20 protein-coding genes and 1 other RNA gene are annotated in these 19,751 nt (G+C 68.0%); 13 read left to right on the top strand and 8 right to left on the bottom strand.

Annotated features, from left to right (window positions below; translation table 11 throughout):
* Positions 1-33 precede the first annotated feature (33 nt).
* From cobT to HF203_RS01665, 3 genes are read left to right on the top strand one after another with little or no spacing between them, the layout of a single operon-like run.
* The gene (gene cobT / locus HF203_RS01675; RefSeq protein WP_168665959.1) at positions 34-1,092 is read left to right on the top strand and encodes a nicotinate-nucleotide--dimethylbenzimidazole phosphoribosyltransferase; all 1,059 of its coding nucleotides are present in this window, start codon (positions 34-36) and stop codon (positions 1,090-1,092) included.
* Positions 1,086-1,676, top strand: coding sequence for a histidine phosphatase family protein (locus tag HF203_RS01670; protein WP_168665957.1), 591 nt, complete (start codon positions 1,086-1,088; stop codon positions 1,674-1,676). Before cobT ends, HF203_RS01670 begins: the two co-directional genes overlap by 7 nt.
* Complete coding sequence (locus tag HF203_RS01665) at positions 1,676-2,425, top strand: adenosylcobinamide-GDP ribazoletransferase (protein ID WP_168665955.1); 750 nt, start codon at positions 1,676-1,678, stop codon at positions 2,423-2,425. Before HF203_RS01670 ends, HF203_RS01665 begins: the two co-directional genes overlap by 1 nt.
* A gap of 31 nt (positions 2,426-2,456) precedes the next feature.
* Here the strand turns inward: HF203_RS01665 and HF203_RS01660 are convergent, their stop codons facing one another.
* Positions 2,457-2,864, bottom strand: a complete 408-nt coding sequence (locus tag HF203_RS01660; protein ID WP_168665953.1) for a hypothetical protein — start codon at positions 2,862-2,864, stop codon at positions 2,457-2,459.
* A gap of 187 nt (positions 2,865-3,051) precedes the next feature.
* On the opposite strand from HF203_RS01660, the gene HF203_RS01655 reads away from it, so the two are divergent.
* On the top strand, positions 3,052-3,594 hold the full coding sequence (locus HF203_RS01655; protein ID WP_168665951.1) for a hypothetical protein: 543 nt from the start codon (positions 3,052-3,054) through the stop codon (positions 3,592-3,594).
* On the opposite strand, the gene HF203_RS01650 is transcribed toward HF203_RS01655, so the two are convergent.
* Positions 3,582-4,826 carry a coiled-coil domain-containing protein gene (locus HF203_RS01650; RefSeq protein WP_168665949.1) on the bottom strand — a complete coding sequence of 415 codons (1,245 nt, stop codon included), beginning with the start codon at positions 4,824-4,826 and terminating at the stop codon, positions 3,582-3,584. The genes HF203_RS01655 and HF203_RS01650 overlap by 13 nt on opposite strands.
* 363 nt (positions 4,827-5,189) lie before the next feature.
* Between HF203_RS01650 and ffs the strand changes: the two genes are divergently transcribed.
* The 8 genes from ffs (at position 5,190) to minE (ending at position 10,816) form a co-directional block, all read left to right on the top strand.
* An RNA gene (ffs, locus tag HF203_RS01645) (signal recognition particle sRNA small type) lies at positions 5,190-5,286 on the top strand.
* A 127-nt stretch (positions 5,287-5,413) separates the two neighbouring features.
* Entirely contained in the window at positions 5,414-7,192 is a 1,779-nt protein-coding gene (gene dnaX / locus HF203_RS01640) for a DNA polymerase III subunit gamma/tau (protein ID WP_168665947.1), read from the top strand.
* Between the two features lie 178 nt (positions 7,193-7,370).
* Complete coding sequence (locus HF203_RS01635; RefSeq protein WP_168665945.1) at positions 7,371-7,694, top strand: YbaB/EbfC family nucleoid-associated protein; 324 nt, start codon at positions 7,371-7,373, stop codon at positions 7,692-7,694.
* A 19-nt stretch (positions 7,695-7,713) separates the two neighbouring features.
* Positions 7,714-8,310 (top strand): recombination mediator RecR, encoded by a 597-nt coding sequence (gene recR / locus HF203_RS01630; protein ID WP_168665943.1) that lies wholly within the window; start codon positions 7,714-7,716, stop codon positions 8,308-8,310.
* 84 nt (positions 8,311-8,394) lie between these two features.
* On the top strand, positions 8,395-8,739 hold the full coding sequence (locus HF203_RS01625) for a histidine triad nucleotide-binding protein (protein WP_168665941.1): 345 nt from the start codon (positions 8,395-8,397) through the stop codon (positions 8,737-8,739).
* 205 nt (positions 8,740-8,944) lie between these two features.
* On the top strand, positions 8,945-9,676 hold the full coding sequence (gene minC, locus HF203_RS01620; protein ID WP_168665939.1) for a septum site-determining protein MinC: 732 nt from the start codon (positions 8,945-8,947) through the stop codon (positions 9,674-9,676).
* Positions 9,677-9,727: 51 nt separating this feature from the next.
* Complete coding sequence (gene minD, locus HF203_RS01615) at positions 9,728-10,537, top strand: septum site-determining protein MinD (RefSeq protein WP_168665937.1); 810 nt, start codon at positions 9,728-9,730, stop codon at positions 10,535-10,537.
* A 3-nt stretch (positions 10,538-10,540) separates the two neighbouring features.
* The gene (gene minE, locus HF203_RS01610) at positions 10,541-10,816 is read left to right on the top strand and encodes a cell division topological specificity factor MinE (protein WP_168665935.1); all 276 of its coding nucleotides are present in this window, start codon (positions 10,541-10,543) and stop codon (positions 10,814-10,816) included.
* A 29-nt stretch (positions 10,817-10,845) separates the two neighbouring features.
* On the opposite strand, the gene dapE is transcribed toward minE, so the two are convergent.
* From dapE to map, 6 genes are all read right to left on the bottom strand, one after another.
* On the bottom strand, positions 10,846-11,988 hold the full coding sequence (dapE, locus tag HF203_RS01605) for a succinyl-diaminopimelate desuccinylase (RefSeq protein ID WP_168665933.1): 1,143 nt from the start codon (positions 11,986-11,988) through the stop codon (positions 10,846-10,848).
* On the bottom strand, positions 11,985-12,335 hold the full coding sequence (locus HF203_RS01600) for an ArsC family reductase (RefSeq protein WP_168665931.1): 351 nt from the start codon (positions 12,333-12,335) through the stop codon (positions 11,985-11,987). The genes dapE and HF203_RS01600 overlap by 4 nt, the downstream gene beginning before the upstream one ends.
* A gap of 4 nt (positions 12,336-12,339) precedes the next feature.
* Positions 12,340-13,161, bottom strand: a complete 822-nt coding sequence (gene dapD, locus HF203_RS01595; RefSeq protein ID WP_168665929.1) for a 2,3,4,5-tetrahydropyridine-2,6-dicarboxylate N-succinyltransferase — start codon at positions 13,159-13,161, stop codon at positions 12,340-12,342.
* A gap of 56 nt (positions 13,162-13,217) precedes the next feature.
* On the bottom strand, positions 13,218-14,414 hold the full coding sequence (dapC, locus tag HF203_RS01590) for a succinyldiaminopimelate transaminase (protein WP_168665927.1): 1,197 nt from the start codon (positions 14,412-14,414) through the stop codon (positions 13,218-13,220).
* A gap of 557 nt (positions 14,415-14,971) precedes the next feature.
* Positions 14,972-17,626, bottom strand: coding sequence for a [protein-PII] uridylyltransferase (glnD, locus tag HF203_RS01585; protein ID WP_168665925.1), 2,655 nt, complete (start codon positions 17,624-17,626; stop codon positions 14,972-14,974).
* Between the two features lie 4 nt (positions 17,627-17,630).
* Positions 17,631-18,410 (bottom strand): type I methionyl aminopeptidase, encoded by a 780-nt coding sequence (map, locus tag HF203_RS01580; RefSeq protein ID WP_168665923.1) that lies wholly within the window; start codon positions 18,408-18,410, stop codon positions 17,631-17,633.
* 526 nt (positions 18,411-18,936) lie between these two features.
* Between map and rpsB the strand changes: the two genes are divergently transcribed.
* Entirely contained in the window at positions 18,937-19,668 is a 732-nt protein-coding gene (gene rpsB, locus HF203_RS01575; RefSeq protein ID WP_210424598.1) for a 30S ribosomal protein S2, read from the top strand.
* Positions 19,669-19,751: the final 83 nt, after the last annotated feature.

Genomic DNA, 19,751 nt, shown 5'->3' with positions numbered 1-19,751 from the left:
GACGGCCCTCGCTCCCATCCATGAGGTGCGCCCATGACCCCGACCCTCGACTGGCTCGCCGAGCCCTGTCCCCCGATCGACCAGACCGCCGTGCAGCATGCGCTCGCGCGCCAGGACCAGCTCACCAAGCCACCGGGCTCGCTCGGGCGACTCGAGGAGCTGGCCGTGCGCCTGGCCGGGCTGCAGCGCACCGCCACCCCGGAGGTCGATCCGGTGCGGGTGCTGCTGTTCGCCGCCGATCACGGGGTCGCCGCCGAGGGGGTGTCGCGCTATCCCCAGGCCGTCACCAAGCAGATGGTCCGCAACATCGCCACCGGTGGTGCCGCGGTTGCGGTGATGGCCGAGGCGATCGGGGCCGGGCTCGATATCATCGAGCTGGGGCTGGCGAGCGGTTCAGAGGTCGTCGAGGGGGTACGCTCCGACCCTCTCGGGCCGGGCAGCGGCAACATCGCCCGCGAGCCGGCGATGACCCCTGAGCAGCTCGCCCGGGCGCTCGATAGCGGGCGCGACGCGGTCGATCGCGCCGTCGAGGCGGGCGTTCGACTGATCATCGGTGGTGAACTCGGTATCGCCAACACCACCGCCGCCGCCGCGCTGGCCTGCGCGCTGCTCGATCGTGCCGCCTCCGAGGTGGTGGGGCCGGGCACCGGGCTGGACGCGGCCGGGGTCAATCGCAAGGCCGAGGTGGTGGCGCGCGCCCTGGCGCTGCACGCCAGCGAACCGCGCGAGCCGTTGGAGATGCTGCGCCGACTCGGGGGGTTCGAGATCGCTGCGCTCACCGGCGCCTATGTGCGCGCCGCCCAGCGTGGCGTGGCGATGCTGATCGATGGCTTCATCGTCTCCTCGGCGGCGCTCACCGCGGTGCGTCTCCAGCCCACAGCGCGCGACTGGATGCTGTTCTCGCACCACTCGGCCGAGCCCGGTCATCGGCTGATGATGGAGGCGCTGGAGGCCGATCCGCTGCTCGAACTCGGTCTCCGTCTCGGTGAGGCGACCGGCGCCTGTGCCGCGGTGCCGTTATTGCGTCTGGCCTGCGCGATACACCGCAACATGGCGACTTTTAGCGAGGCCGGAGTGAGCAACGCGTGCTGAGCCTGCGCGGCCGGCTGATCGACCTGCTGCGTCACGGCGATGTCGAGGGCGGGAGCCGCCTGCGCGGCAATTGCGATGATCCGCTGAGCGCTCGTGGCTGGTCGCAGCTGCGCGCGGCCACCGCCGGGCTCGACGAGCCGCAGCTGGTGGTCAGCTCGCCATTGCAACGCTGCGCGGCCTTTGCCCGTGAGCTGGCCGCCACGCGCGGGCTCGAGCTGGTGCTCGAGCCCGCGCTGGCAGAGCGTCACTTCGGCGATTGGGAGGGGTGCTCGGCCAGCGAGCTCCCCGCCGATGAATTATGGCGGCTGTGGGATGATCCGCTCGGTTTCACCCCGCCGGGGGGCGAGCCGATGCGCGACTTCCTCGCCCGCACCGGCGCGGCCTGGCGCTCGCTGTGCGAGCGTGGCGGGCCCGATACCCTGGTCGTCACCCATGGTGGCGTGATCCGCGCGATCCTCGCCGAGGTGTTGGAGATGCCGCCGCGGGCGATGATCCTGCTCGAGGTCGCCCACGCCGGGCGCAGCCGCATCCGTGTGCCACCCTCACCGGGCCGTCCCAGCCTGGTGACCCATCGAGGTCCTTGATGTTCTCTCTCTCCCCCTTCTATGCCGCCGGGCGGTTGTTGACCCGGCTGCCCTTTCCCGACCCCGGTGTGATCGATCCGGTCGACCAGGGACGCTCGGTGGCCTGGTATCCGGCCGTCGGGCTGGTGCTTGGCGTGCTGCTCGCGCTCGCCGCGCTCGCCGCGCAGCACACCGATCCGCTGCTCGGTGCGGCGCTGTTGCTCGCCTTCTGGACTTGGTCGACCGGCGGGCTGCACTGCGACGGCCTGGCCGATAGCGCCGACGCCTGGATCGGCGGGCTCGGTGATCGCGCCCGCACCCTGGAGATCATGAAGGACCCGCGCAGCGGGCCGATGGCGGTGGCGGTGCTGGTGCTGGCGCTGTTGCTCAAGTGGAGCGCGTTGCAACTGCTCCTCGATGCTGAGGCGGCCTGGTTGCTGCTCTGGGTGCCGCTGCTTGCGCGCGCGGTGCTGCCGCCGCTGCTGCTCACCACCGCCTATGCCCGCGAGCAGGGCATCGTCAGCGAGCAGGTGGCGCACCTGGCCCGTACCGGGGCCTGGGCGACGAGTGGCGCCGCCTTCCTCGGTTGTGTGCTGGTGCTCGGTGGGCTGGGATTGGGGTTGGTCGGCTGCGCCCTGGCGGTGTTGTGGCTGGCGCGGCGCGCCATGCGCGCCCGGCTCGGTGGCTTCACCGGGGATACCGCCGGTGCCCTGGTCGAGCTGACCGAGGTCGCACTGGTGTTGTTCGCAGCGCTGTTGCTGGTGCCCTGATCGCCGTTATGACGGCGATCAGGTGAGGTCCTCAGGGTTGCTGTCGAGGTGGTGGGTGAGCGGCGGCGCAGGCCTCACGACACTCGCGATGGCGGTTGGTGCAGTAACCATAGAGGTTCTCGGCGCAGGACCACCCGGGGTAGCCGCAGTCCAGGTCGCCGTCGATACCGCCGGCGTCGGTGAGGCACCAGCGGTAGTCGCGGTAGGCGCGGACATAACCGGCCTGACAGTCTCGATAATCGGCGCGTGCGTCCTCGCGGCAGCGATCACGTTCGGTGTCGCAGTGGCTGATACAGCCGGCGATGGCGAGCTGGCGGGGGAGGGGCTGGTCCTTCAGCAGCGGATCGCTGCAGGCACCGAGCAGACTCAGCGTCAGCGCCAGCACACCGCCGCGCGCCAGGCGACGGGGCAGGTGCGATGACGATAGGCTCTGTCTCATCGGGGATGGCTCCGGTGATTGGCGAACGCGCCTGGATCCTGGCGCGGATGGCCACACTGTAGCGGCAATCGCGCCCCAACGCATCCGCATGGCATACAATGTGCGCTCTGTGGGTGCCGTGCGCCACCGGCTGCGCGGGCTCGAGGATGGCGCGAGTCGCGCGCCGCTGTCGCCGAGGGAGATGCTTATGTCCAGGATCGTCGTACTCATGGTGTTGCTCAGTCTGCTGGCCGGGTGCGCGGCCCTGGTGCCGCCGACGCGCGTCGGCGGTATCGCCGTCGATGTGCCCGCCGAGGAGTACGGTCGGCGGCTGTGTCAGCATCTCGAGATCGAGGCCTACGCCTCCTGTGTCAGTCAGGTGCTCGATCATCTCGAACGACCGCGCCCGGAGCTGCCGGCACCAGGCCGCTCGACCTCCGGCCCGGTGGTGGCGGTGGTCGAGGGCGAGGTGTTTCACGGCGACTATCGCTCGACCCTGTTCTCCGGCTCGCTGCGTCTGGCCAGCCCGCAGACCCGTTGTCGCGGTGGCTATAGTGCCTTTGCCGGCGATGCCGATGCGATCTACGAGTTCCACTGCGAGGACGGGCGTAGCGGCTGGGCCGATCTGATGCGCGATCTCAGCGGTCGCAGTGGTATCGGTCGGCTCGCCTTCAGTGATGGTCGTGCCGGCGAGCTGGTGTTCGGTCACGCCCCGCTGGGTAGCGCCGAGCCCTATCCCTACCGGCCCTGATCGGTGTCGCGCAGCCGTTCGGTGAGGCGTAGCATCTCGCGCTCCATCTCCAGGTTCTCGAACGGGCGCAGCGCCGGGAGCTGGCGCTCCATCAGCGCCTCGAGCAGGCGCTGGCTGGCGCGCACCAGCCCCACCAACTCGCCCGAGAGGCTGACCGTCTGATAGGTGTTCCAGGCCGTGGCGATGTCGCCGGCGAGCTGCGCGCGCGCGGCACGGATCTGGCGCGCCTGGTCCTCGAGATAGCCCCGATAGACCGCCGCCGCCTCGCCGGTGACGCGCTGTGCTTCGAGGTTGGCCTCGAGCAGTGCGGCGCGCTCGGGGTTCTGCGCCTTGAGCGTGCGGGTCTCGGCGCCGAGCGTGCGGGCGCGCTCGGCGATGGCATCGATGCGCGGCAGGTAGTCGTCCTCGATCTGGCGCTCGATGCGGCGGTGGAGGTGCTCCAGGGTCTGCAGCAGCACCACGTAGAGCCCGTAGTAGCGCCGAGCGCTCTCCAGATCCTCGCCGCTCTCGGCGACCAGCGCCTCGAGCTGCTCGGTGAGGGTGCGGACGTTGTCGAAGAGGATGCCGAGCTCGACGACGTTGTCGCCGACCACGGTCGAGAGCAGAAAGCGCACCTGCTCGTCATCGATGTGCAGCCCCATGGCGCGCAGCTCGGCGGCGAAGCCGCGCTCGATGGCGGTGATCTCGGTCTCGATCGCAGCGATCTCGCGCTGGTCGCGTGCGATCGCCGCGGCGTGGTCGGCGCGGGTCTTGAGCAGGGTCGATTGCTCGGGGGCGGTGAGTTGCTGCTGTCTGGACTCGGCGATCTGGGCGCGCAGCTCGACGATACGCGAGTTGAGTTCGCGGATGTGCGCGCGCTGGGCGAGCGCCGGCGAGACCGAGAGCAGCGCGACGGCGCGCTCGAGCAGGGCGTCGATCTCGGCCTGGTTGGAGTCGCGGTCGGGGCCGAACCAGGCGCGCTCGGGCAGTGTCGCCTGGCGCTCGGTGAGGGTCAGCGCCTCCTCCAGCTCGGGGCGCGCCCGCTCCCAGGCACGACCGAGATCGTCGCCGTCGTCGCCGAGCAGTCGTCGGGCGTCGGCCGCCGCCTGATCGGCGAACTCGCGCGAGCGTTGCCACCACGCGGCGGCGGTGCTCTGGGCACGCTCCCAGGCATCGGTCTCCGCCTCCTGCGCCAGGCTCGGCGCGGGCAGGGCGAGTGCGAACAGCAGTGGGGTCAGCAAGATCGGGCGCATGGCGGTCGGGGTCGGGCGGTTGCGGAACTCGCCCCACTCTAGCAGCGCCGCGCGCGCTTGCCGAGGTGAGGGTGGGGAAGGTTGAACCACAAAGGCGCGAAGGGAAAAAGCCACTCGCCGTCAGCCTCCAGTGAAGAGGCGGCCGGCCGATGATGACGACGGTTGAAAGCAAGCGCCCACTGGCGGCTGATGACTGGAGGCTGACTGCCCTCACTCCTCTTTGCGGCCTTGGCGCCCTTGTGGTTCAACCCGTCGGCGTCAGCTGGGCGCTGGTATGCCGTTTGTCTTCCGTGGCGCACTTTGTTAATCTCTCGCGCTCTTGTCGTCATCGTCTGATGGTTGCAAGAGCGTTATGGTGACCCGTGTCGGTCCCCTCGCAACGTGAGATCGTGAACCCGGTCAGGCCCGGAAGGGAGCAGCCGCAGCGGTTGAAGCGTGTGCCGGGGTGTGGCTGGCACGGGTTGCCGCCCCAAATTCCGCGTCGATGCCGGTATCACCCGAGGTGTCAGACGCCATCCTTTAGGAAGCTCCTCGCGCTCGCCAGCGTGCGCGCCCTGCAACAGAGTTTCGGCCGATTCGAGTCGCGCATGTCCTACCAGGTGCTTGCCCGTAAGTGGCGCCCCAAGTCGTTCGACGATATGGTCGGCCAGCAGCATGTGGTGAGGGCGCTCACCAATGCGCTCGAGCGTGGCCAGCTGCATCACGCCTATCTGTTCACCGGGACCCGTGGGGTCGGCAAGACCACCCTGGCGCGTATCCTTGCCAAGTCGCTCAACTGCGAACAGGGCGTCGGTGCGCACCCCTGTGGCCAGTGTGCAGCCTGTCGCGAGGTCGATGCCGGGCGCTTCGTCGATCTGATCGAGGTCGACGCTGCCTCACGTACCAAGGTCGACCAGACCCGTGAGCTGCTCGATAACGTCCCCTATGCCCCGGCGCACGGTCGCTACAAGGTGTATCTCATCGACGAGGTGCACATGTTCTCGGCGCACAGCTTCAACGCCCTGTTGAAGACGCTCGAGGAGCCGCCACCGCACGTCAAGTTCCTGCTCGCCACCACCGACCCGCAGCGCCTGCCGGTAACCGTGCTCTCGCGCTGTCTGCAGTTCAACCTGCGCCGGCTGCTGCCCGATGAGATCGGCGCGCACCTGCGCCATGTGCTCGAGACCGAGGGGCTGGCGTTCGAGTCCCCGGCGCTGGCGCAGCTCGCGCGCGCCGCCGATGGCAGTATGCGCGATGCCTTGAGCCTGCTCGATCAGGCGATCGCCTTCGGTGGCGGTCAGTTGGTCGAGTCCGAGGTGCGTGCCATGCTCGGCACCCTCGATGGCGAGGTGGTGTTGGCGCTGGTCGAGGCGCTGGCCGATGGTGACGGCGCCGCGCTGCTCGCCGAGGTCGATCGCGTCGCCGCCCGGACCCCCGACTATGCCGAACTCCTGCGTGAGCTCATCGCGCTGCTCCACCGCTTGGCACTGATCCAGCAGGTGCCGCAGCTGCTCGCCGCCGACGACCCCGATCGTGACCGCCTCGGCGCCCTGGCCGGGCGACTCGGCGCCGAGGACGTGCAGCTCTACTACCAGGTCGCCCTGACCGGTCAGGGCGATCTCGCCCTCGCCCCGGATCCGCGCGCCGGGCTCGAGATGGTGTTGCTGCGCGCGCTCGCCTTCCGCCCCGCCTCGCCCGCCGGGCATCCCGGCGGTGCGCCCGCCGCGCGCCAGGCGCCCGATCCGCGCCCCGTCCCCTCGGGCGCACCCAAGCCTCCGTCCTCGCCGCGCCCGAGCGCGCCTGCGCCGAGCCGTGGTCCGGGGCCCTCTGGCGCCCCCCCCTGGGAGGTCGCCGACCCGGCGCCGCCCCCGGCTCCCGAGCCATCGGCGCCCGCGCCTGCCTCTGGTGTGCCGCCTTGGGAGGTCGCCGACCCGCATCCGGCCCCTGGTCCGTCTGCGGCTGTTCCCGTCGCGCCTGCGCCTGCCGCCGTCCGTCCCGACCTCGGCTCTCCGGCACAGTGGCAGCAGCTCGTCGCCGGGCTGCCGGTTCGCGGGATCGCTAGCGAGCTGGCGCACAACTGTGGTTTTCTCGACTGGGCCGATGGCCGGTTACTGCTGACGCTGGATCCCACAGTCGAGCACCTGCGTGTGGCCACGGCCGAGCAGCGGCTGCGCGAGGCGCTCGAGCACGCGCTCGGCGAGCCGGTACGGCTTGAGTTCCAGGTCGCGCGTCCCGAGCAGGAGACACTCGCTCAGCGTCGCGAGCGCGAGGCCGAGATGCGCCAGCGCACCGCCGAGGAGACGATGCGCGCCGATCCGGTGGCCGAGCGGATGCGTGAGCAGCTCGCCGCCGAGTGGGTCCCGGGCAGCATCGAGCCACAGGGCTGATCCATGCCGATGCTGGGTGCCGGTCGCTGTAACGCCTCCCCGCGTCCGCCCGAGCCATGTATCCTTGCGTCCGGTCGTGACGCGCACACCGCCCTCGGGTCAGTCGCCGTGTCATGCGGTGTGTCCCCCTCCCGGGGGGCGCAATGCCCCAATCATCCGTCAACGAGGTAGATCCAAGATGAAAGCTGGACTGGGTGGCCTGCTGAAGCAGGCGCAGAAGATGCAGGAAGAGATGCAACAGGCGCAGGCGCGCCTGGCCGAGGAAGAGGTGACCGGCGAGGCAGGTGGCGGTATGGTCAAGGTGACCATGAACGGCAAGTACCAGGCCAAGCGTGTCGAGATCGATCCCTCAATGCTCGGTGACGATAAGGAGATGCTCGAGGATCTGATCTCCGCAGCGATCAACGACGCCACCCAGCGCGTCGCCGAGAAGATGAAGGAGACCATGTCGTCGGTGACCGCCGGCATGCCGCTGCCTCCGGGCATGAAGTTCCCCTTCTGAGTCCGGCGGTGGAACGCGCATGAGCGAGCGGGCGCTGCTCGATCAATTGGTCGATGCGCTGCGCTGCCTGCCCGGGGTCGGGCCGAAGTCGGCGCAGCGCATCGCCTTCCACCTGCTCGAGCGTGATCGCGCGGGCGGGGAGCGGTTGGCGCGGGTGATGGCCGAGGCGATGACCCGTATCGGTCGCTGCGAGCGTTGTCGTACCCTGACCGAGCGCGCGCGCTGTGCGATCTGTGCCGATCCGAGCCGCGACACTGGGTTGCTGTGCGTGGTCGAGCAGCCCTCCGAGGTCGTCGCCATCGAACAGGCGACCGATTTTGGCGGGCGTTATTTTGTGCTCGGTGGACGGCTCTCGCCGCTCGACGGCATCGGTCCGGCCGAGCTTGGGCTCGACCGGCTCGAGGCCCTGCTCGCCGAGGGTGGGGTGCGTGAGCTGGTGCTTGCCATCAGCCCCACGGTCGAGGGCGGGGCGACGGCCCAGTATGTGGCCGAGTTGGCCGCGGCACAGGGGGTCGCGGTCACCCGGATCGCCCAGGGTGTACCCCTGGGGGGAGATCTGGATGCACTCGACAGCGGTACCCTGGCACTCGCGCTCGCCGGGCGACGCGCGTTCTAGAAGGGCACCGGCGGGCGCTTGCGTCGTGCCGGTCGTCTCGCCCCAGTGCGGGGCATCATCTCGATCTTGGGAGCGAATATCAGGATGACCGATACCATCTTCGGCAAGATCGCCCGCGGTGAGGTGGAGGCCGACATCGTCTACGAGGACGAGGATGTCGTCGCCTTCCGTGATCTCAACCCGCAGGCCCCCACCCACCTGCTGGTGATCCCGCGCAAGCCGATCCGTACCCTCAGCGAGGCCGGTCCGGAGGACGCCGAATTGCTTGGCAAGCTGTTGTTGGCCGCCGCCAAGGTGGCCGAGCAGGCCGGGATCACCAAGGGCGGTTATCGTACCGTGATCAACTGCAACGCCGGGGCCGGCCAGACGGTGTTCCACCTGCACCTGCACGTACTCGGTGGCCGTGCACTGCAGTGGCCTCCGGGCTGAGTCGCGCGGGCTGACGGGCCGGCTCGCCCGGCGTCGCCTCATCAATGGGGTGTGGGGTGGGTGACGGCTCGTCTGTATCATCTATGCCGGCGCGCGCCGAACGGTTAGCATTGCCGCTCGACAGGGTGGTCGTCCGCCCGTGCCGCAGCGACCGGTGAGATCACAGCATGGAGACCTGGGGGCGCGAGACGCTCGAGATCACACTATGGCAGCGAATCCACAATCGCTCGAGGGTGAGGCCACGGCGGCCTTCGAGCTCAAGGCGGCGGGCTTCACCCTGCCGATCTTCAGGTTGCTCGGGGGCGACATGGAGGCGGTGGCCAACCAGCTCAGTGCCAAGGTTGGTCAGGCCCCGGATTTTTTTCGTAACACCCCGATCGTCATCGATCTGAGTGATTTTGCCGATGGCGAGGTCGAGTTCCCGCTATTGGTGGGATTGTTGCGTGGTTACGGCATGATCCCCTTCGGTGTGCGCGGGGGCAGCAAGGCGCAGCATGCCGCCGCCGAGACCATGGAGCTGGCGGTGTTGGGGGAGAGTTACAGCACGCGTGGCCCGCGTCCGGCTGCACGTGAGCAGGCGGACGACCCCGAGGGGGCGACCGACGAGCCCCGTCCCTCGATGTTGGTGGCGCGTCCGGTGCGCTCCGGGCAGCGCCACTATGCCGCCTGTGGCGATCTCTCGGTGGTCGGGGCGGTCAGCTCCGGCGCCGAGCTGATGGCCGACGGCAACATCCATGTCTATGGCCCGCTGCGTGGTCGTGCGATGGCGGGCGTCAACGGCGATCTGGCGGCGCGGATCTTCTGCCAGGACCTGCAGGCCGAGTTGGTCGCCATCGCCGGGCATTACCGGGTGAGCGAGAACATCCCCGCCGAGCTGCAGGGGGTCCCGGTGCAGATCTTTCTCGATCAGAAGATCCTGCGCATCGAGAAACTATGAATCGACCCGGGGACCGGCGAACGGAACACTCCCCATTAGGAGGCTGCTACTTTGGCGAGAATCATCGTAATCACCTCGGGTAAGGGCGGGGTCGGCAAGACCACCACCGCCGCCGCGCTGGCCATGGGACTGGCCCAGCGTGGCAAGCGCACGGCGGTGGTCGATTTCGACGTGGGGCTACGCAACCTTGACTTGATCATGGGGTGCGAGCGACGCGTGGTCTACGACTTCGTCAATGTCATCAAGCAGGAGGCGACCCTCAATCAGGCGCTGATCCGCGACAAGCGTTGTGACCATCTCTATATCCTCCCGGCCTCGCAGACCCGCGACAAGGATGCCTTGGCCAAGGAGGAGGTCGGGCGGGTGCTCGAGGAACTCTCCGACGGCTTCGACTTCGTGGTCTGCGACTCCCCCGCCGGGATCGAGCACGGCGCGACCATGGCGATGTACTATGCCGATGATGCCATCGTGGTCACCAACCCCGAGGTCTCCTCGGTGCGTGACTCCGACCGCATGCTTGGTATCCTGTCGAGTAAGTCGCGTCGCGCCGAGAATGGTCAGGAGCCGATTCGCGAGCACCTGTTGCTGACGCGCTATGACCCGCGCCGGGTCGACAATGGCGACATGCTCAGTGTCGAGGACGTACAAGAGATCCTGTCGCTGACACTACTCGGGGTGATCCCCGAGTCCAAGGCGGTGCTGAGTGCCTCCAACGCCGGCATCCCGGTGATCCTCGATCGTGAAAGCGATGCCGGTCAGGCCTACTTCGACACCGTATCGCGTTATCTCGGGGAGGATATCCCACACCGCTTCCTGGAAGCGGAGAGGAAGGGCTTCCTGAGCCGGCTATTCAAGGGGTGACCCATGGGCCTACTCGACTACTTCCGCTCTTCGCAGCCGAAGGGTTCCGCCAACGTTGCCAAGGAGCGGCTGCAGATCCTGGTGGCGCACGACCGGGCCGCGCGCGATCGTCCCTCCTACCTGCCCAAGCTGCAGCAGGAGATCATCGACGTCATCCGCAAGTACGTCGATGTCGACATGAACGCTGTCTCGGTCAACTACGAGCAGGAAGACGCCCACGAGGTGCTGGAGCTCAACATCGTGTTGCCGGAGGCCGCGCAGCAGCGCTTCGCCCCCTGAGGGTGGCGGGCGCTGCCGGGCCCTGAGCCTCAGGCGTCGGTCCCGAGCAGGCGCTCGAGGATGCCGGCGTAGACGTCGCTGAGCTGGTCGAGTTCCGCCACGCCGACGCACTCGTTGACCTGGTGGATGGTGGCGTTGCGTGGACCGAGTTCGACCACCTGGGCGCCACTCGGGGCGATGAAGCGTCCGTCCGAGGTGCCGCCGGCGGTCGACAGCTCGGTGTCGATCCCGCAGTGTTCGGCGATCGCCGCGCGCGCGGCCTCGACTAGGGCGCCGCTGGGGGTGAGGAAGGGTTCGCCCGAGAGTCGCCAGTCGAGCGTGTAGTCGAAGCCGCCGGCGTCGAGGATGGCGCCGACCCGACGCTGGATGGTGGCGGCGTCGAGCTCGGTGGAGAAGCGCAGGTTGAACTGTGCGGCGAGTTCGCCCGGCACCACGTTCTCTGCTCCGGTCCCCATGTTCAAGTTGGCGAGCTGGAGGCTGGTCGGCGGGAAGTGATCGTTGCCCTGGTCCCAGGTCTCGGCGACCAGATCGGCCAGCGCCCGGGCGCTCTCGTGGAAGGGGTTGCGGGCCAGTGTCGGGTAGGCCACGTGTCCCTGCTTGCCGTGCACCTTGAGAAAACCGCTGATGCTCCCCCGTCGTCCGTTCTTGATGGTGTCGCCGAGCCGTGCGCTGCTCGAGGGCTCGCCGACCAGCGCATAGTCGATGCGCTCGCCGCGCGCCCCGAGTCGGCGCATCACCTCTACTGTACCCGCGGTCGCGGGTCCCTCCTCGTCACTGGTGATCAGCAGCGCGATCGAGCCGCGATGATCGGGGTGGCGCGCGACGAACGCCTCCAGGGCACAGACGAAGGCGGCGATCGAGCCCTTCATGTCCGCCGCGCCGCGTCCGTAGAGCAGGCCATCGCGGATGGTCGGCTCGAAGGGGGGCGAGTCCCACTGCCCGAGCGGTCCCGGTGGTACCACGTCGGTGTGCCCGGCGAAGCAGAATAGCGGCCCCTGGTCGCCGCGACGGGCCCAGAGGTTAGTGACGCCGTCGCAGGGCATCGCCTCGATCCGGAAACCGAGCGCCGCGAGCCGCTCGGCGAGCAGTTGCTGGCAGCCCTGGTCGTCGGGGGTGACCGAGGGGCGGGCGATCAGCTCGTGGGCGAGCTGTAGGGTGGGGGAGAGGGTCATTGCTGGAACCAGGTCTCGTAGTCCGTGGTGCTGAAACCGACCCGGATGGTCTCGTCGTGCTCGATCAGCGGACGGCGGATCAGGGTGGGATGAGCGAGGATCAGGGCGCAGGCGCGTGTGGTGTCGAGATCGGCGCGTTGCTCGGGTCGGAGCTGGCGCCAGGTCGCCGAGCGGCGGTTGATGAGCCGCTCCCAGCCGAGTGCGTCGAGCCAGCGCTCGACCCGTTCGGGGTCGAGGCCGTCGCGGCGCAGGTCGTGGAAGCGGTGGTCGATGCCGCGCGCCTGCAACCAGGCGCGCGCCTTGCGCACGGTATCGCAGTTGGCGATACCGTAGAGCACGATCGACATCGACTCAGATGTCGCGCAGCAGCTCGTTGATGCCGACCTTGCCGCGGGTGCGCTCGTCGACCTGCTTGATGATCACCGCGCAGTAGAGGCTGTGGCTGCCGTCCTTCGCGGGCAGGCTGCCGGGGACCACCACGGCGCCGGGCGGCACCCGGCCGAAGCTGATCTCGCCGGTCTCGCGGTTGTAGATCTTGGTGCTCTGGCCGATGTAGACGCCCATCGAGATCACTGCGCCCTCGCCGACGATCACGCCCTCGACGATCTCCGAGCGCGCACCGATGAAGCAGTTGTCCTCGATGATGGTGGGCGCGGCCTGCACCGGTTCGAGCACGCCGCCGATGCCGACGCCACCGGAGAGGTGCACGTTCTTGCCGATCTGCGCACAGGAGCCGACCGTGGCCCAGGTGTCGACCATGGTGCCGGAGTCGACATAGGCGCCGATGTTGACGTAGGAGGGCATCAACACGCAGCCGGAGGCGATGTAGGCGCCCTTGCGCGCGGTCGCCGGCGGCACCACTCGCACCCCGCCGGCGCGGAACTCGCGCGAGTTGGTATCGGCGTATTTCGAATCCACCTTGTCGTAATAGTTGGTGAAGCCGCCCTTCATGAACGTGTTGTCGGTGATGCGGAAGGATAGCAGCACCGCTTTCTTCACCCAGTCGTTGACCACCCAGTCGCCGTCACGCTTCTCGGCCACCCGCAGCTCGCCGCGGTCGAGTCGTTCGATGGTGTCCTGGATGGCATCGCGCACATGGGTCTCGACCGCGCGCGGGGTGATCTCGGCGCGGCGCTCGAAGGCCTCGACGATGATGGATTGTTGCTCGGTCATGGGCTCGGTTCTCTCGTTGCTGAAGGGTTGGAATAGATGCGGTTGGGCGCGCCGGCTCACAGCCGCTCGATGCAGCGGCGGATGCGACGGGCGGCGTCGACGCACTCGTCGAGTGGGGCCACCAGGGCGAGACGGATGTGGCGTTCACCCGGGTTGTGGCCATCGGCGGTGCGTGAGAGGAAGCTGCCCGGCAAGACGGTGACATGTTCCTCGGCATAGAGCCGGCGCGCCAACTCGGTGTCGCTGATCGGGGTCTCGGGCCAGAGATAGAAGCCCGCCTCGGGGAGGCGGAGCGGGAGCGCGCCGTCGAGCACCTCGGCGACGGCGGCGAACTTCTCGCGATAGCGCACGCGATTCTCGCGCACGTGCGTCTCGTCGCGCCAGGCGGCGATGCTCGCGTGCTGGTGGTGCAGCGGCATGGCGCAGCCGTGATAGGTGCGATAGAGGAAGAAGCGCTCGATCACCTCGGCGTCACCGGCGACGAAGCCCGAACGCAGCCCCGGTGCGTTGGAGCGCTTGGAGAGGCTGTGGAAGACCACGCAGCGCGAGAAATCGGGGTTGCCGATGGCCGCCGAGACCTCTAGTAGCCCCGGCGGCGGCGCCTGCTCATCGAGATAGAGCTCGGAGTAGCACTCGTCGGAGGCGATGACGAAGTCGTAGCGGTGCGCCAGGGCGATCAGCTCGGCGAGGGTCTCACGGTCGGCCACCGCGCCCGTGGGGTTGCCCGGCGAGCACAGATAGAGCAGCTGGCAGCGTTCCCAGGTCGCCGCATCGACCGCCGAGAAGTCGGGCAGGAACCCGGTCTCGGCGGTGCAGGGCAGATAGCGCGGCTCGGCCCCGGCGAGCAGCGCCGCGCCCTCGTAGATCTGATAGAAGGGGTTGGGCATCAGCACCAGCGGGACCGGCGTGGTGCGTGCCACGCAGGCCTGGGCGAAGGCGAACAGCGCCTCGCGGGTGCCGTTGACCGGCAGCACCTGGCGCTCCGGGTCGATCGTCGCGCCGAGGGCGAAGCGCTGGTCGAGCCAGTCGGCGATCGCCTCGCGCAACGCCGGCAGCCCGCGGGTGCTGGGATAGCCAGAGAGCTGGTGCAGGTGCGCGATCAGCGCCTCGCCGATCAGGCTCGGCGTGGGGTGCTTGGGCTCGCCGATCGAGAGCGCGATGTGGTCGCGATCGAGCGGCGGCTCCAACCCCTGCTTGAGGGCTGCGAGACGCTGGAAGGGATAGGATTGGAGACGGTCCAGATCCGGGTTCATAAGGGCAAAAGACCTGCTCGCCGACGGGTCGCGAGGACGCGCCGGGCGCTGGGAAAAAGCGTTTAGTATAGGCGAAGGGCGGGGGCGGCTCCATGGGGGCAGTCGTCGCCGTCAGCGGATTGAACCGCAAGGCCGCCAGGGATGCGAAGGGAAAAACGGCCAGCTATCAGCGGTCAGCCACCAGCCACCAGCCACCAGCCACCAGCCGACAGTGGCGAGCGGCGTCGGCGTCTTGCACACCCAACCCCCTTTGCGGTCTTCGTGTCTTGGCGGTTCAATCTTCTGGCCGCTGGCCGCTGGCCGCTGGCCGCTGGCCGCTGGCCGCTGGCCGCTGGCCGCTGGCCGCTGGCCGCTGGCCGCTGAACCCGCGATGGGCACGCTGCGCTTTGCGCCGCCTACGCCAGGGGCGTTTCGGGTGGTTGGGGAAGGAGTGGCCGAGCGGCGTCGATGTTACGCCGCTCGGTGGTGTCCTCGCCAGGTCGCCTGACCCTTCTTGCCTTTTTAGCCCTTGGTGTCCTTTGCGCCTTTGTGGTTCAAGCTCTCGCTGGCCGCTTGGGTCAGCGTTCGCCGCGGGTGTGTTGTTCGAGCCGGTCGCAGATCTCGCGGCGCAGGCAGGCGAGGGCGTTCTCGCAGGTGATCGGGGTGTCGTCGGTGTCGGTGATGAAGAAGACGTCGTCGACCTCGGCGCCGACGGTGGCGATCTTGGCGTTCTGCAACCGCACCCCGCAGTCACGGAACACCGCGCCGACCTCGGCGAGCAGGCCGGGGCAGTCGAGGGTGCTCAGGCGCATGATGGTGCGGCGGTTGGGCTCGTCGGTGGCGAAGCTCACCCGGGTGTCGACCGGGAAGCAACGGTGGCGGCGCGGTAGTCTGCGTGCCACTCGGATCTCGTTGTCCTCCTCATGACGCAGCTCCTCGGTCAGCGCGGTGCGGATCTCCTCCATGCGCAGGGCGCCGTCGACCGGGGTGCCGCCCTGATCAAGAACCTGGTAGCTGCTCACCGCCATGCCGTCGTCGGTGGTCATGACCCGCGCGTCCATGATGCTCAGGCCGAGCTGGTCGAGCATGGCGGTGGTGCGGCCGAACAGGTTAGTGCGGTCGGCGGTGTAGATGAAGATTTCGCTGGCGCCACGCGCTGTCACGGGGCGGATCACCGCCAGCGGTAGGGCATCGGGGTCGGCGCAGAGGATCTGTCGGCTCTGCCAGGCGATCTCGCCGGGCGAGTTGTGCAGGAAGAAGTCGAAGCTGAACTTGCGCCATAGTGCGCGACAGGCCTCGGGGTCGGCGCCGTAGCGAGCGACCAGGCGTAGTGCCTCGAGCTGTTTCTGCTGGATCAGTTCGTCCTGGGCCTGGGGGTTGTCGAGTCCGCGTAGCAGGGCGCGGCGGGTGGCGTGATAGAGCTCGCGCAGCAGTGCGTCCTTCCAGCCGTTCCAGCGCTCGGGGTTGGTGGCGCGGGTGTCGGCGACGGTGAGCAGATAGAGATAGTCGAGTCGGTTGGGGTCACCGATGCGCTCGGCGAAGGTCTGGATCACCTCGGGATCGCTGATGTCCTTGCGCTGGGCGGTCATCGACATCACCAGGTGGTTCTCCACCAGCCAGGAGACCAGACGACTGTCGAAGGCGCTGAGGCCGTGTTGTTGGCAGAAGTCCCAGGCGTCGTGGGCGCCGAGCTGGGAGTGGTCGCCGCCGCGCCCCTTGGCGATGTCGTGGAACAGCCCGGCGAGATAGAGCAGCTCGATCTTGGGGATACGCCGGGCAATGGCACTGCACAGCGGGAATTCGGCGTCGTGCTTGGGGATGGCAAAACGGCGCAGGTTGCGGATGACGGTGAGGGTGTGCTCGTCGACGGTATAGACATGGAGCAGGTCGTACTGCATCCGCCCGACGATGTTGGCAAAGGCCGGGATGTAGGCGGCGAGCACGCCGTAGCGGTTCATCCGGCGCATCGCGTGGGTCAGTCCGTTGGGTTCGCGCAGGATCTCCATGAACAGGCTGCGCGCGCGCAGGTCGGCGCGGAAGCGGGTGTCGATGCGGTGGTGGTTCTCGCGGATCAGGCGGATGGTGCTGGCGCGGATGCCCTCGAGTTCGGGGCGGGTCTGGAGCAGGTGGAAGACCTCGAGCAGCGCGAGGGGGTAGCGCTGGAAGACACGCGGATTGACGACCTCGAGATAGCCGCTGCGCGACTGGAAGCGGCGGTTGATCGCCACTGGCGGACCGAGGACGTCGCGTAGCAGGATCGCTTCACGAAACAGCTGCAACAGCATCTCGTTGAGCCGGTTGAGTTCCTGCACGGTGCGATAGTACTGCTGCATGAACTGCTCGACGGCGAGGTTGTTGGGGCCGTCGCAGAAGCCGAAGGCGTGCGCCAGGGCGCGCTGGTGATCGAACAGCAGTCGGTCCTCGCGGCGCCCCGCGAGCCGGTGCAGCGAGAAGCGGATGCGCCACAGCAGGGTCTGGCCCTCGATCAGGGTGTGGTACTCGGCCTCGGTGAGGAAGTCGTAGCGCACCAGGTCGTGGAGCGTCTTGGCGGCGAAGTGGCGCTTGGCCACCCAGGCGATCATCTGGATGTCGCGCAGTCCGCCGGGGTTCTCCTTGATGTTGGGCTCGAGGTTGTAGGCGGTGCCGCCGTACTTCTCCCAGCGTGCCTGCTGTTCGGCGGTCTTGGCGGCGAAGAAGCGGGCGCTGTCCCAGAGTCGCCCCGGCCCCGTGGCCTCGAGCATGCGGGCATAGAGTGCGGCGTCTCCGATGAGCAGACGCGCCTCGATCAGGTTGGTCATCACGGTGACGTCCTGATCGGCCTCGCGCACGCAGTCCTCGACGCTGCGCACACTGTGCCCGACCTCGAGCCCGATGTCCCAGAGCAGGGTGAGTAGGACCTCGAGCTGGCCGGAGAGGCGGGGTTCGGCGTCGGGGGCAACCAGGATCAGGATGTCGACGTCGGAGGCCGGCTGTAGCTCGCGCCGGCCATAGCCGCCGACCGCGACCAGGGTCGCGCCCTCGGCGTCGCCGAGGTGCTCGGCCCAGAGTTCGCGCAGCACGCCGTCGATGAGGTCGCTGTGCGCGAGGACCAGCTCGGCGACCGGGGCGCCTTGGTCGAAGCGCGCGTAGAGCGACTCGCGCCCGGCCTGGAGTCGACCCCGGTAGCTGTCGATGCGGGCGCGGTGCGGCAGTGGCTCGGGCGCTAGCGGGGCGGGGGGCGCGGTGTCGTTCATCGGCTCAGGCCTCGGCCTGCTCGCGTTCCTCGCGTCTCAGGGTGAGGATCTCCGAGCCCTCGGCGGTGACCAGCAGGGTGTGCTCCCACTGTGCCGAGAGGCTGCGGTCCTTGGTGACCACGGTCCAGCCGTCGGGGAGCTGTTTGATGTGGCGTTTGCCGGTGTTGACCATCGGTTCGATGGTGAAGATCATCCCCTCGCGCAGCTCCATACCGGTGCCGGGCGAGCCGTAGTGCAGTACCTGCGGGTCCTCGTGGAAGCCGCGGCCGATGCCGTGGCCGCAGTACTCGCGTACCACCGAGAAGCCCTTGCCCTCGACGAAGCGCTGGATGGCGTGGCCGATGTCGCCGAGGGTGGCGCCGGGGCGTACCTGGTCGATGCCGATGAACAGCGCCTCGCGGGTGACGTTGACCAAGCGCCGGGCGAGGATCGAGGGTTCGCCGACGAAGAACATCTTGCTGGTATCGCCGTGGAAACCGTCCTTGATGACGGTGACGTCGATATTGAGCACGTCACCCTTCTTGAGGCGCTTGTTACCGGGGATGCCGTGGCAGACCTGGTGGTTGACCGAGGTGCAGATCGACTTGGGGAAGCCGTGATAGTTGAGCGGGGCGGGGATCGCCTGCTGCACCTCGGTGATGTATTCGTGACAGATGCGGTCGAGTTCGCCGGTGGTCACGCCAGGCTGGATGTGGGGTTCGATCATGTCGAGCACATCGGCAGCGAGCCGGCAGGCGACACGCATCTTCTCGATTTCTTCTGGAGTCTTGATCGGCACACTCATCGGCTGGTCACAGGAGTTCAATGTTAAATGATAATCGGTTTCTGTTGGCAGGCCATTGGCTGGATACCGGGTGCGGGCTGATGTTTGCTGGAGGAGCCCGGGCTCGGACGAGCCGGAATGGCGAGACGCCGGGGATTGGCGTGCGTTCCCCGGGGGTGCCGCGGCGTCCCGAGAGCGCCGGATGGCTGTCGGGTAATTGCTCGCAGCAAGCCGCTTATGCTATAAAATGCAGCGCGTTGCCGCAAACCGCATGGGCCTTTTGCCCGTCCATGTGAGGATGCGAGGCAGGCTTGCCAAGCGGAAAACTGCGGTTTTTCGCTTTCGTTTTTCAGGTCAAACCTCCAAAATACGCGCCGGTCGCGCTGACCTCGCGCGCGGGCCCTTGCCCGCTCTACGGTCGCTCGCCAACCACTGCTCACACACGCGTCGACACATACGACTGGGTGCCTGCCTGGCAGGTTGTCGTGTGGGATGCGTGGAGGCCCAACCCGTTACAAATAGGAATCATACCTTGAGCAAGATCACGATGCGCCAGATGCTGGAAGCTGGTGTCCACTTCGGCCACCAGACCCGCTACTGGAACCCCAAGATGGCCCCGTTCATCTTCGGCCACCGCAACAAGATCCACATCATCAACCTGGAGAAGACCCTGCCCCTGTATCAGGAGGCGGTCAACTTCATGGGTTCGCTCACCGCCAACGGCGGCAAGATCCTCTTCGTCGGCACCAAGCGCGCGGCGCGCGACGTGCTCAAGGAAGAGGCTATCCGTTGCGGGATGCCCTACGTCAACCACCGTTGGCTCGGCGGCATGCTCACCAACTTCAAGACCATCCGCCAGTCGGTCAAGCGCCTGAAGGAGCTTGAGGCGATGTTCGAGGATGGCTCGATCGAGCGCTTCAACAAGAAAGAGGCCCTGGGGCTGTCGCGCGAGCGTGACAAGCTCGAGCTGAGCATCGGCGGTATCAAGGACATGGACGGGCTGCCCGATGCCATGTTCGTGATCGATGTCGGTCACGAGAAGAACGCGGTCAACGAGGCCAACAAGCTCGGTATCCCGGTCATCGGTGTGGTCGACACCAACAACGAGCCGAGCACCGTCGACTTCGTTATCCCGGGTAACGACGACGCCCTGCGCGCCGTGCGTCTCTACATCACCGGCGCAGCCGATGCCATCATCGACGGTCGCAACACCGCCGCAGCGATGGTCGGTCGCGACGAGGTCGAGCCGATGGCGGCCGAAGAGGGCGCGGCGGAGTAAGACCCGCGCGGTCGACCGACCGCGCGTCTGCGCATCCGCGCACCAGGCGTGTCGGCGTTGCGACGTCCGGCACGCCACAGATT

Source organism: Marichromatium bheemlicum, from assembly GCF_012276755.1.
Lineage (GTDB): Bacteria > Pseudomonadota > Gammaproteobacteria > Chromatiales > Chromatiaceae > Marichromatium > Marichromatium bheemlicum.
This window is presented reverse-complemented; position numbering and strand designations above follow the sequence as displayed.